We start from the raw sequence: 12,000 nt of genomic DNA, 5'->3' as shown, positions 1-12,000 counted from the left end.
AACGCCACTAAACAGTCGATAATTCCTGAGTATTGCTCGCTAAAAGTGCGAAAAATTTGCCGTGTTTCACACAGTTTTTTGCACAGTTATGTCAACGCAATGGTTATGTGTTACACTGCAAATGCATATTGTCCTCACCCCTATTGTCAAGGTTAATCAAAGGATATTCTCATGGGTAGTTTCTCAATCACACATTGGTTAATTTTACTGGTTGTTGTTGTGGTCATTTTTGGCACCTCAAAACTAAAAAATGCCGGTAAAGATTTGGGTGGTGCCGTTAAAGGCTTTAAAGATGCGGTCAAAGATGAAAACGAACAGCATCTGAACAAAAACCGTGTCCTTGAACACGAAAAAGCTGAACTCAATACCACACAGACCCAACAAGATAAACATAACGTTTAAACCCTAGTCGTTACTTTTTCTTTGGTTTCAATCTCTAGCTGCCACGGTTGTTATGTTTGATATAGGTTTCTCCGAACTCCTGTTATTTGGGGCGATTGCACTGATTGTGCTGGGCCCTGAAAAACTCCCCCAAGCGGCGCGTACTGCAGGTCAGTGGTATGCCAAATTCCGCCGTACGGTTGCAACGTTGCAATCAGAAATTGAAGCTGAGCTTGACCTTGCCGAAACGCGCAAGCAAATGCAGCTTGAGCTGGAAAAAATCCGCCAAGCTGAAGTTGATATGAAGCGCGAGATGGAAGCACTGCGCAGCAGTGTGAGCGAACTACAGCAACATGGCAAAGTGCCTTCGATGCAAGCTCACAATACCCAGTCGGCTGATACAACCCCTAATCTTGGTCATGATACTAACGCAGTTAGTCTGCCTACTGAACCACTCAGCCATGAATCTCCCAGTCATGAACCAACTAATCATTTAGCTGAGCCAACAACGGATACTACCGCGCTTTTACTAGACAAACCATCTGACGAATCTTATCTAGCAGAAACCAAAGCAGACGATTATTTGCTGAGTCTAGAGGCTGATGTCGAAGCCGATGCAGTGGCTAAAGACTTACATGAAGCGCTATTTGCTGCCACTGAGCCAATGTATTATCGTTGGTTTTTGCTGAGTGATTATGACCGTGTCAGACGTCTTCCCAATCCACCGTTTTTACCCAATTATCAAGCCGATCCGCTACTGCACCAATTGCCAAGTTTGGGTGGAGTTGCCCAGTGACCAAGCTTATCAAAACCAAAAAAACGCCCGAACAATTAGCCATTGAACAAGCTAAAGATGATAAACCATCGCAAGACAATACTTTGGTAGATATGCCCATCACTGAGCATTTGATTGAACTGCGCCGTCATTTGATTCACGGTTTTGCGGCAGTGTTGGTGATTTTTTTGGCATTGGCGGGCTTTTCTCGAGAAATCTACGATATTTTTTCCGCCCCATTAACAGCATTGTTACCAGTCAATTCTTCTATGATTGCAACTGATATCACCTCGTCATTTTTGGCACCGATTAAATTGACGCTGTATCTGGCTGTTATCTTGGCGATGCCGTATATTTTGTACCAGATTTGGTCGTTTATCGCACCAGGGCTATATAAGCATGAAAAACGTATCGCCCTACCCGTGCTATTGTCATCGGTGATTTTGTTTTATCTGGGGATTGCGTTTGCTTATTATGTCGTGCTCAAAAGCGTGCTGGCTTTTTTTATCAAATTCTCGCCCGACAATGTGCTACCGATGACCGATATCGAAAGCTATCTAAATTTTGTACTCAAGCTGTTTTTGGTGTTTGGGGCAACCTTTGAGATTCCTGTGTTGACGCTGCTACTGGTATTGGCTGGGGTGGTAACGGTGGATAGCTTGGCGCAAAAACGCCGTTACATCATCGTGGGTTGTTTTGGTATTGCCGCATTGGTGACACCGCCAGATGGCTTATCGATGGTGATGCTGGCTATCCCGATGTGGTTATTATTTGAACTCGGTCTAGTTATGGCACGGGTATTGGTTAAAGAAAAAGCGTTATTACAGAACAACAGCTAATCTGGCTGGATAAAGCTAAAATCGAATCAACCTCTCATTCATCCCCAGAGAGCAAATAAAGGTTTAGTAAATATAGGTTGAGTAAATAAAGGAAACTGAGCAAAACTTGCCAAATTTTGCTAAAATAGCTCACTTTTCTGTTAGCAATGGCCTTATGTCAAACCCCAGCGTTATCCCCACCCAACCCCTTGTCAACAGCCCGACCCAACGCCCAACGGGTGAGCAGCAGCAGGCTGTCGATATGGCACTCACACGCCAGTCGTTTAAGGTGGTAGCGTATGCAGGCGCTGGCAAAACCACCACGCTTAACCTGATTGGCAATCAGCTACGTGGTCGCGGGATTTATTTGGCATTTAACAAAGCAATTGCTGCAGAAGCCCAGCGCAAATTCCCCAACCATGTCGACTGTCGCACTTTTCACTCATTGGCATTTCGTCATACCGCTCGCGATATCACCGCAAAGCTGCAACTACCGCGTTTTTCTCCCAGTCGCCTTGCCTCAGATTTGGGGTTGACACCTGTGCAAGTCAAACGCCAAATTGAAGGCAAAAGCCAGTTTGTGACCTTAACGCCAGAGCGACAAGCACGATTTGTGTCCGATGCGGTGAGCACGTTTTGTAGTACCCATGCCAGTTACCCTGCGCCGCGCCATTTGCAGTTTCCTGACTGGTTGGTTGCCAGTGAAGCTGAGCAGCTGCGCGATACCTTATACCCGTATGTAGAGCGGCGCTGGCAGCAGTCGATTGACCCGCGCCACCCTGCGGGGATTGGGCATGATATTTATCTTAAACTCTGGGCACTATCTAAACCGGTGATTCCTGCGGATTTTATCTTATTTGATGAAGCGCAAGATGCCGACCCCTTGATGATGGGGATTTTGTCCAATCAGCCCAACCAAGTTATCTATGTGGGTGACGCGCATCAGCAAATTTATGAATGGCGCGGCGCTGTCAATGCCATGAAGCGCCTGCCACTACCACAAACCTTGCTTACCCAATCGTTTCGATTTGGTGACCAAATTGCCGATGTGGCGAATGGGTTCTTAAAAGCGCTACAAGAAGAAGTACCACTGCGCGGCAATCCTGCGATGGCGTCTACCTTAGGCAAAAGTATGGTGCATGGTCAAAAAGATGCCATTCTTTGCCGTACCAACGCCAGTGCGATGGTCAATCTGTTATCTGGGCTTAAAATGGGACATAAAGTTGCGCTACAAGCCGATACAGAGCGTTTGCTCAAATTTAGCCAATCTGCCGAACGGCTAAAAAAAGGACAAGCGGCGTATGGTGTGCCTGAGCTTGCCTATTTTAATAATTGGCGCGACGTGCAGGATTATAGCGAGACGAGCGAGGGTAGCGATTTAAAAACCCTGGTCAAATTGGTCGATGAACATGGCACCGAAACGCTAAACCAAGCGATCAACAGCTTGACGACACTGGATAAAGCCGACTACATCATCTCTACCGCGCATAAAGCCAAAGGGTTGGAATGGGGACGGGTGCAGATTGATGATGATTTTTATTATGATGTGACTTCTCAGGCGGTAAAAATCTCCCCTGAAGAGTTGCGGCTGCTGTATGTTGCCTGTACGCGCGCCAAGGTAAATTTGGATATTTTTAATATTCAAGATTTGATTCACGGACTCAAAGATAAAAAGGTGATTTATGGCTAGTCACTTATCGCAGTTTAGCCCCGATTTTACCCAGCCGCAAATTGTCCTTGCGCCGATGGAAGGATTGACCGACCCATTGATGCGGGATATTTTGACCAGTATCGGACATTACGACTGGACGGTCAGTGAGTTTATTCGCGTCACGCAGCACGTCCTACCCGCGCATGTGTTTTATAAATTTGTACCCGAACTTTTGCATGAGGATGGTTTAAAAGGCAAAACCCTTCACGGCACGCCAGTACATGTACAGTTACTGGGCAGTGAGCCCGAATTGATGGCAGGTAATGCCATCAAAGCGGTAGAGCTTGGTGCGTTAGCCATTGATATTAACTTTGGTTGCCCTGCTAAAACTGTCAATAGTCACCGCGGTGGCTCGGTGTTGCTCACCGAACCTGAAACCCTGTATCAAATCATCCATGCAGTACGCCAAGCCGTGCCATCGGATACGCCTGTATCAGCAAAAATCCGACTCGGCTATGAAGATACTTCACTAACCGAAGAAATCGGCGATGCGGTGCAATCAGCCAATGCCAGTTGGCTGACCATCCATGCCCGTACCAAAACCCAAGGCTATAAACCCCCAGCTTATTGGGAGTTAATCGCACCCCTGACGCAGCGGCTGGGCTTACCGATTATTGCCAATGGCGAAATTTGGCAGACTGAGCAAGCCATGCGTTGCCGCCAACAAGCCAACACCCCACATATCATGCTCGGACGTGGTGCGGTCACTCGTCCTGACTTAGTCAATCAAATCAAAGCGATGGATAAAGGTGACAGGGTAAAAAACATGGCTTGGCAAGCGCTGCTCAAGCTACAAATTGCGTTTTTGCAAGGACATGCTCGTAGCGACAATATGCTGGTGGGACGTTACAAACAGTGGCTTGGCATGTTGACCCAAGGCTATGAAGAAGCCAGCGAGCTTTGGCAAACGGTCAAAAAACAAAAACAGCTTGAGACCATTGTTGCGATGTTGCAAGCACAATCCCAAGCTGGCGATTGCTAATAGCAAATTAGCTCAACCGTATCGCCAAATAAAACAACATCAGCGGACAGGCTAGGCTAAGCGACCAAATAATTGAGCGAAAAGTTGCCCAATTGGCAATATATGCCAACCCATAAATAATTCGTAATATCACATACAACCACGCCAACTGCGTCACCACTGACAGCGGTACAAAAAATAGCAACGCCACAATCACCGCTGCCAAAAATACCGGCAAGGTTTCATAGCTATTTTGCTGCGCGGCATTGGCACGCGCTGCCGCGCCCGTTTGTTTACCCAAAAACTCGCGCGGATTGGCATTGTCTTTGCTTTTAAATCCGCCAAAAACCTTTGCCAATATCGCAAACACCAAGGGCAATAAACTGGCAACCATCATTGCCAGCACCACGCTGCTATTGTTGGTAGGAACAGCACTTAGATAGGGAAACATGCCGTTATTCCCTACCCTTTAACCGTTTCATCAGTCATTTCACTAGGTGTTTCATCAATGATTTCATAGTCATGGGTGATTCTGACACCGCCATTTTCTAGCATACGACTGGCTGAGCAGTATTTTTCTGCCGATAATTCGATGGCTTTTTTAACCTGCGCTTCTCTGATGGCGCTACCTTTGACTACAAAATGCAAATGAATGTCAGTAAACACCGCAGGAATCGTGTCGGCACGCTTAGCCGATAGCTGACACTCAACATCGCTCACCGCCTGACGAGCTTTTTGCAGGATACTGACCACATCATAACTGGCACAGCCGCCAAGCCCCATCAAAACCATTTCCATGGGTTTGGCACCCAATTTTTCCGTTGAATCCATGATAATTTTATTGCCGTTTTCGGTCACGGCTTCAAAATTAATGTCTTCGTTTTTTAACCAATTTACTGTTGCTTTCATACTATCCCCAGATGCTTATAATTTTTAAAAAAATATTTTGTATAAAATCAAGCGATATTATGCGCTTTTTATGTCCGTGAAACAATTTATAGCAAATAAACATTACACTTTTGACATAAAAACTGGTTTAATAGTGGGTAATAAAGGCAGTGATTACATTGTCCATGTTTTTTAGCAATAATAATAAAATAAGCGTCTGTTGGTAGAAATGGGTTTATGCCCAATGATTTGATTGACCAAAACTTTAATAATGGTCTGCAAGGATGTGTGTAAACCTTGCGACCCAAAAAACTTGATAATGTGATTACCTGCCGATTTTAACCATTAAATTGAAGGTAATCGTCATGATTGATGCAGACGGCTTTCGAGCCAACGTAGGTATCATCTTGGCAAATACACACGGACAAGTACTGTGGGCAAAACGCGTGGGTCACGATGCTTGGCAGTTTCCACAAGGCGGTATTGATTTTGGTGAAACGCCGCTTGATGCGATGTATCGGGAATTGTGGGAAGAAGTCGGACTGTATCCTCAGCATGTCAAAGTGTTGTCACAAACCCAAAATTGGCTTCGTTATCGGTTGCCAAAACGTTTTGTACGACAAGGACAATATCCTTTGTGTATTGGACAAAAACAAAAATGGTTTTTGCTCCAGCTAGATGAGAACAATGTAGAACATATCCGTTTTGATACGGCAAAACCTGAATTTGACCGCTGGGAATGGGTCAGTTACTGGTATCCACTTAACCAGGTGGTGGCATTTAAACGTAATGTATATCGCCGCGCCTTGTTTGAGTTATCACCGCAGTTGCCACTCAAAAAAGAATTGTTACTACCCAAAAACGTAAAAATTCATTCCTATTAAACCTAAACAAATAAATCCAAAAAAAGCTCACTTCGGTGAGCTTTTTTACGGCGTATTGTTAGGGATTAGCCAGTATTGCCCCATTCCAGCCAATAAAAAACCCTTCGCAATCGCAAAGGGTTTTTGACAATAAGCGATTAAACTTATTTTTTGTTACGACCTGCAAATGCGCCGAAACGTTTGTTGAAGCTTGCCACACGACCTTCGTTTTGGGTTTTACGTTGTTCGCCGGTATAGAATGGGTGTGAGGCACTTGAAATATCGAGTGCGACGTATGGGTATTCTTTACCTTCGTATTCGCGAGTTACTTTTGATTTGATAGTAGAGCGAGTTAAAAAGTAAACGTCAGCGTTGGTGTCGTGGAATAAAACTTCTTGATAAGCTGGATGGATATCTGCGCGCATGGTTAGGTCTCTAGTCATTATCCTGCCCTTTGGTCTGCAGTTAGTATGCGTGGCGTGAATGTTTATTTTGCTAAAAATTCACCCAAACACCCAACCGATTAAAGCCAACACAGGATGGATTGATAAAATTGGAAGCCGAATTTTACTAGATTTGCTTTATTTTTGCAAGTTATTTCCACTGCAGCCATTTGGTGAGGCTTGTATTTTCACCCGCTAACAGCGTCCATATTAGCGGTTGTTTAACATGCGAGTCGCTCACGGGTGGCACTTCAAGCACCAGCAGCTCATCACGGCGAAATACATGACACACGGCAGGGTCTTCACTAATTGTTTGGGTTTTAGCCGTAGATTTTAGCCATTTTTCGCTCGCCTTTAACCCATCAATTGCCACGATGACGTCATTAGCAGAAATCCCTGCAGCGGCGGCTTGGCTATTTCGCACAACACGTTGCACTTTTAACCCAGTAGGCTCGCTCATATATTTCATGCCCCAAGTAATATCATCGTCTTTTTGCTCAATACTCACACCCTGTTCTGACAACAGTTCAAATAGCGGTAATTCTGTGGTGCCGTCGATATAATTGGCTCTAAAATCTTGCCAAACCTCTTTGGGTAAACATTCATTCATGACGTCATCTAGATTGGCGTCCGTCATACCAAAACGGCGATTATCTTGGGCTTTGGCTTTATCATAAAAAACTTTTATCACATCAAAAATACGTTTGCCATGGTTTATCAAAGTCAAGTCTAAACATAATGCCACTAGCGCGCCTTTATTGTAGTAGCTAATCCCGGCGTTGGCGGTGTTCTCATCGCTACGATATAGCTTTATCCACGCATCAAAGCTTGATTCTGCCACGCTTTGCAAGGCGCGTCCGTGGGTTTGATAGTAACGATTGATTTGTTCAGCAAGCAGCTTTAGATAGCTATCTTGCGAAATAACCCCGCTTTTTTGTAGCATAAAATCATCCACATAACTGGTAAAGCCTTCAAACACCCATAGCAAGGTGGTGTAAGTCTCTTGGTTAAAATTGGCGGTTAAAAAAACTTCGGGACGCACAGTTTTAACCCACCAGGCATGAAAATATTCATGGCTACACAAACCCAAGAAGCGTTGATAACTCTCGCTTGGCTCAGCTTGTTCAAAAAATGTGGGTAGGTCATCTCGCGGGGTAATCAAGCTGGTACTGGCAAGGTGCTCAAGCCCGCCATAGTCGCTTGAAGTTGCCATGGTCATAAACAGATAATCATCAAATGGCGTATCACCGAGCCAATCGACATAGCTTTGACAAATTTTGCTAAGGTCAGTTTCTAGCCGTTCAAGATCGCTGTGCTGCACGCCAGAAATCACAAATCGGTGTGAAATGGTGTTTTCGCCACTTTTTACATCGAACCAAAATTCATCTTGCTCAGCAATTTCAAACGGACTGTCAGTAAGTTGCTCGTAGTTGTCGGCAGTTAGCTGATAGATGGTTTGTTTGGCTTGTTGGTGCATTTTTTCCGCTAAGGCAGTAGCTAGGCTGACTTCCACACCGTTTACCTCATAAAAGTCTTGCGGGCAAATGAGTTCGGCTTTAATCGCTTGATTTTCTTGCCCTTGTACCGCTAATGCTAGGGAGGTGAAGTTGCCGTACAGGCGAGTTTCATCGACATATGCCCCACGCACCGATAAGTCATAAGCATAGACTTCATAAGTGACGCTAATGCGGTCGCCTTGTTTGGCGTGGATTTGCCAGTGGTTTTTATCCAGTTTTTTAAGGCGTTGATTGTTATTGGCGTTAGTGTCATGAATGGTAGCGGTGACAGCCGTAATGTGTTTGCTAAATTCTCGAATCATGTAACTACCCGCAATCCAAGCAGGTAGCCAAACGATTGGGTCGTCATTGTCGGCGGTAAAGGTCAATGTGACATCGACAAGGTGTTCACGAAATTTTTTAAAATCGAATTGGTAATGAATTTGGGACATTTTTTATCAGCTTTTTAGTGATTATATTTAAATATTGAAATAGGGTTACATTTTAGCAGATTGATTTTAGGAATTTGCAACTTTTACGGCTAACACAACCCTATCTCATAGCGAGATGAATTTTTTTGTGGCTTTGATAATTACAGCTCGAATCGTTACGGCTTGAATCGTTACCGCTTGAATAATTACAGCTCGCCAAATTTTAATTGCTGATGCCACAGTTGATAATCTGGCATGACTCGTGCCACCTGCGCCCAAAATCGTGCTGAATGATTGGGCTCAATCAGATGACAAAGCTCATGCACCAACACATAATCCGCGCAGTCTGGCGGGAATTGCGCCAGCCAAACGGACAAGCGAATAGTTTTGGCTTGGGTGCTACAACTGCCCCAGCGGGTCTTCATGGTGTAGGGCGTGATTCTGTTGGCAGATTTACCGACTTTGTCTTGCCAAAACGTTTGGCGGTTTTGGATAAATTGAGTGAGCCAAAATTTATAAATATGAAGTAAGGTTTTGGCAATATCCAATCGCGCCAGCTCGCTTGGTTTTATGTGGTGTTTTAACAACAACTCTCTGACTACAACCTGTTGCCCTTCAAAATAAATGTTGCTTTCAAGGGTCAAATTTGCCAAGTCTTTAACATCATTGATATAAGCAGGTTTTTTGGGTTTAAGTTGTTTAAGTTTTCGTTGTTTTTGCTGACAGTCGATTGCCCATGCAAGGCGATGTTCAAGCGATTGTATCAGCAGGTATTGTGGCATACGCATGGGATAAGACACGCTGAGCAAGCTGGTAAACGGCGCTTCATCAATCGATTTGATACGAAAGTTGATATGTTTGACCCGTTTGCTTTCAATCGCAAGTTTGATACCTTGCTCAGCGTAGGCGGTAAGTACAGTTTGCATAAATTTTAGCAATTATTGACGTAAGTAATGCTCAAAAATCGCGCCAAAGTCATAGTTACGAATGGTCTTTAAACGCTCGCCATAGGCATTTTCTACTTGTGCGACAGTTTGGTTGATGACATCCGGCAAGTTAAGCACCACGTTTTCTGACAGTTCGCGTAAGCTAAACATATTGGTGACGGTATTAAAGGATTTTTCTAGCACCGTTTCTTCATGGGCAATGCGTTTGCATTGCTCGCTAATCGCAGTCAGCGCCTTATAGATATCACGGATTTGCTCGATTTGATTTTTATCGATATCAATCGAAAACGCCATACCGCCCAAGCTAAATTTTAGCTCAGCATCCATATCCATCGTGCCTGCCGTCTCAATCATGATATTGGCGGGCTGAAAATTGCGGTACGGATAGCGTTTTAGCAAGCGTTTTTTACTGGTCGCCGACTGACCGTCAAGGTGGATAAAGGCGACATTGGTAAAGCAATATTCGTCCATTTTTGACTTAATCACAAAATAAATCCGCTCGTTATCTTCATGAAAAATATAGTCATCAATATCGGTTTGGTTAAACTGGCTTGGTGGGATGATTTTACCGATGTCACTTAAACCCAATGCATCTGAGGCAAGATTTTTAAACATAGTCACTTCCTGTTTTATCCATAAAAATTGTTAAAAACGCTGTCTGTGCGAAAAACTGTTTTCGATAACATAACACAAATATCACATTGGCAACATAGATGTCATGCTGATTACTGGCTATGATAACGACATAACACTGATAATAAACAATAAATGAAAATGAAGGAACAAAAATGAAAGCCAAACCAACATCTAGCAATTTGACCGATATTGATTCCGATAGTTTTACTGTGCAATTGGATGATGAATCCTTGTCATCAAGCCATATTGAAGCGGGTGAAAGTGGGTTGACCGCGATTCATCGCCAAAATATTGATGAGCAGCGGATTGATGAATTACTGGTTGAAGATAGCTTTAGCGAGGAGCACTATCCGACTATTGGTGATATCGCTGACCCTGATGCCGCAGATGAAAGTTATAAAGACTGATTTTCTGTACTAAAATTTTTTGTATTTAAACCTCAAAAATAAACATCAAAAAGGTTGGTAAGTTACCAACCTTTTTTATTGGTCATCTGTTAATAAGGCTCGCTATTAATGCGCTTAATAATCCGCTTTAAGCCCAAGCTTTATAATAAGTGTTAATAATAAGTATTAATACCATCCTTGCAGATTTTGTTGCCACGCTTGCACGTGTGGCAATGCCAGTGATTCAAATAAGTCAATATGCGCAGCATCCACATTGAGTGCAGGGATATAATGATAGTCCCCACCGCCATTGGACTGGAATGTCTGTCGATTTTCGACTGCCAACTCTTCTAGCGTCTCTAGGCAATCTGCCGAAAATGCCGGACTCAGCACTTGCACTGACTTGATGCCTTGCTTGCCCCACTCGGTTAAGGTGACATCCGTATAAGGTTTGACCCATTCTTGCTTGCCAAAGCGTGATTGAAAACTACATTCCCACTCATGACGCTCAAGCCCCAACACTTGCGCCAAATGCGCTGCCGTACAGCGACAACGTCTGGCATACGGATCGCCTTTTTGCTCATACGGCTCGGGAATCCCGTGAAAACTCAATAGCAATTTTTCAGGTTTGCCATGTTCAGCTTGGAAGCGTTTGACGCTCTCAGCCAAGGCTTGGATGTATTGCGGATGGGCAAAATAATCTTTGACAAAGCTAATACTGGGTAAATTACGCTGCTTAAGCCCCCATTTAGCGACGACGTCAAACACCGCGCCAGTGGTTGAACCGGAAAACTGTGGATAAGCCGGCAACATCACGATTTGCTCTACTTTTTTGGCAGTTAATGCCGATAGCACGTCCGTTAACGCAGGTTTGCCATAGGTCATGGCAGCATGGACGCTCACTTTGCAAGGCAGTTGCTGTTGGTCAAAACGCTGCTGCAACAAGCCCACTTGGGCAAGCGTAATTTTACGCAGCGGAGAGTCGCCATCCCACACGCTAGCATAGGCATGGGCAACCCGTTTGGGGCGACTGCGTAGCACAAACAAGTTTAAGATGATTTGCCAAATAAACTGCGGAATCTCAATCACGCGCGGATCGGACAAAAATTGTTTGAGATAGCGACGCACCGCTGCTTCAGTTGGTGCATCAGGTGTTCCCAAATTCACAAGGACAACGGCAATTTCAGGTGGATTGCTTGGCTTCATAATTTGTCTTTAATCCAAAAAATCATAAAAAAAGTGGGGTTAAGATTAGCATATTTAC

General features: G+C 44.3%; 14 protein-coding genes. 7 read left to right on the top strand and 7 right to left on the bottom strand.

All coding sequences use genetic code 11. From position 1 onward, the window contains the following. Positions 1-171: 171 nt before the first annotated feature. From tatA to RT422_RS04370, 5 genes are all read left to right on the top strand, one after another. Complete coding sequence (tatA, locus tag RT422_RS04390) at positions 172-402, top strand: Sec-independent protein translocase subunit TatA (RefSeq protein WP_007117213.1); 231 nt, start codon at positions 172-174, stop codon at positions 400-402. A 52-nt stretch (positions 403-454) separates the two neighbouring features. Then, positions 455-1,177 (top strand): Sec-independent protein translocase protein TatB, encoded by a 723-nt coding sequence (gene tatB / locus RT422_RS04385; protein ID WP_284034528.1) that lies wholly within the window; start codon positions 455-457, stop codon positions 1,175-1,177. A gap of 92 nt (positions 1,178-1,269) precedes the next feature. Beyond that, complete coding sequence (gene tatC / locus RT422_RS04380) at positions 1,270-1,995, top strand: twin-arginine translocase subunit TatC (protein WP_228274288.1); 726 nt, start codon at positions 1,270-1,272, stop codon at positions 1,993-1,995. 154 nt (positions 1,996-2,149) lie between these two features. After that, the gene (locus RT422_RS04375) at positions 2,150-3,664 is read left to right on the top strand and encodes a UvrD-helicase domain-containing protein (protein WP_313421451.1); all 1,515 of its coding nucleotides are present in this window, start codon (positions 2,150-2,152) and stop codon (positions 3,662-3,664) included. Continuing rightward, positions 3,657-4,667 carry a tRNA-dihydrouridine synthase gene (locus RT422_RS04370; protein ID WP_313421450.1) on the top strand — a complete coding sequence of 337 codons (1,011 nt, stop codon included), beginning with the start codon at positions 3,657-3,659 and terminating at the stop codon, positions 4,665-4,667. Before RT422_RS04375 ends, RT422_RS04370 begins: the two co-directional genes overlap by 8 nt. Positions 4,668-4,674: 7 nt before the next feature. Here the strand turns inward: RT422_RS04370 and RT422_RS04365 are convergent, their stop codons facing one another. Both RT422_RS04365 and RT422_RS04360 read right to left on the bottom strand, forming a co-directional pair. Continuing rightward, positions 4,675-5,097, bottom strand: coding sequence for an MAPEG family protein (locus tag RT422_RS04365; protein ID WP_313421449.1), 423 nt, complete (start codon positions 5,095-5,097; stop codon positions 4,675-4,677). An 11-nt stretch (positions 5,098-5,108) separates the two neighbouring features. After that, positions 5,109-5,555, bottom strand: a complete 447-nt coding sequence (locus tag RT422_RS04360; protein WP_313421448.1) for an OsmC family protein — start codon at positions 5,553-5,555, stop codon at positions 5,109-5,111. 344 nt (positions 5,556-5,899) lie between these two features. On the opposite strand from RT422_RS04360, the gene RT422_RS04355 reads away from it, so the two are divergent. Continuing rightward, entirely contained in the window at positions 5,900-6,418 is a 519-nt protein-coding gene (locus RT422_RS04355; protein ID WP_036596083.1) for an RNA pyrophosphohydrolase, read from the top strand. A 143-nt stretch (positions 6,419-6,561) separates the two neighbouring features. Here RT422_RS04355 and RT422_RS04350 read toward each other — a convergent pair whose 3' ends face one another. The 4 genes from RT422_RS04350 to RT422_RS04335 form a co-directional block, all read right to left on the bottom strand. Further along, positions 6,562-6,822: a type B 50S ribosomal protein L31 gene (locus tag RT422_RS04350; RefSeq protein WP_007117222.1), complete on the bottom strand. Its 261-nt coding sequence runs from the start codon at positions 6,820-6,822 to the stop codon at positions 6,562-6,564. 169 nt (positions 6,823-6,991) lie between these two features. Then, on the bottom strand, positions 6,992-8,788 hold the full coding sequence (locus RT422_RS04345) for a PDZ domain-containing protein (protein WP_313421447.1): 1,797 nt from the start codon (positions 8,786-8,788) through the stop codon (positions 6,992-6,994). A gap of 185 nt (positions 8,789-8,973) precedes the next feature. Then, on the bottom strand, positions 8,974-9,693 hold the full coding sequence (locus RT422_RS04340) for a M48 family metallopeptidase (RefSeq protein WP_284034522.1): 720 nt from the start codon (positions 9,691-9,693) through the stop codon (positions 8,974-8,976). A gap of 12 nt (positions 9,694-9,705) precedes the next feature. Continuing rightward, positions 9,706-10,329: a PH domain-containing protein gene (locus tag RT422_RS04335; RefSeq protein WP_036596088.1), complete on the bottom strand. Its 624-nt coding sequence runs from the start codon at positions 10,327-10,329 to the stop codon at positions 9,706-9,708. A gap of 173 nt (positions 10,330-10,502) precedes the next feature. On the opposite strand from RT422_RS04335, the gene RT422_RS04330 reads away from it, so the two are divergent. After that, positions 10,503-10,757: a hypothetical protein gene (locus RT422_RS04330; protein ID WP_095356739.1), complete on the top strand. Its 255-nt coding sequence runs from the start codon at positions 10,503-10,505 to the stop codon at positions 10,755-10,757. Between the two features lie 165 nt (positions 10,758-10,922). On the opposite strand, the gene hemH is transcribed toward RT422_RS04330, so the two are convergent. Continuing rightward, on the bottom strand, positions 10,923-11,942 hold the full coding sequence (hemH, locus tag RT422_RS04325; protein WP_313421446.1) for a ferrochelatase: 1,020 nt from the start codon (positions 11,940-11,942) through the stop codon (positions 10,923-10,925). Positions 11,943-12,000: the final 58 nt, after the last annotated feature.

The sequence above is a fragment of the Moraxella sp. CTOTU49803 genome, from assembly GCF_032097965.1.
GTDB lineage: Bacteria > Pseudomonadota > Gammaproteobacteria > Pseudomonadales > Moraxellaceae > Faucicola > Faucicola tetraodonis.
The sequence above is the reverse complement of the archived record's forward strand: the minus strand, read 5'-3'. Positions and strand labels throughout refer to the sequence as shown.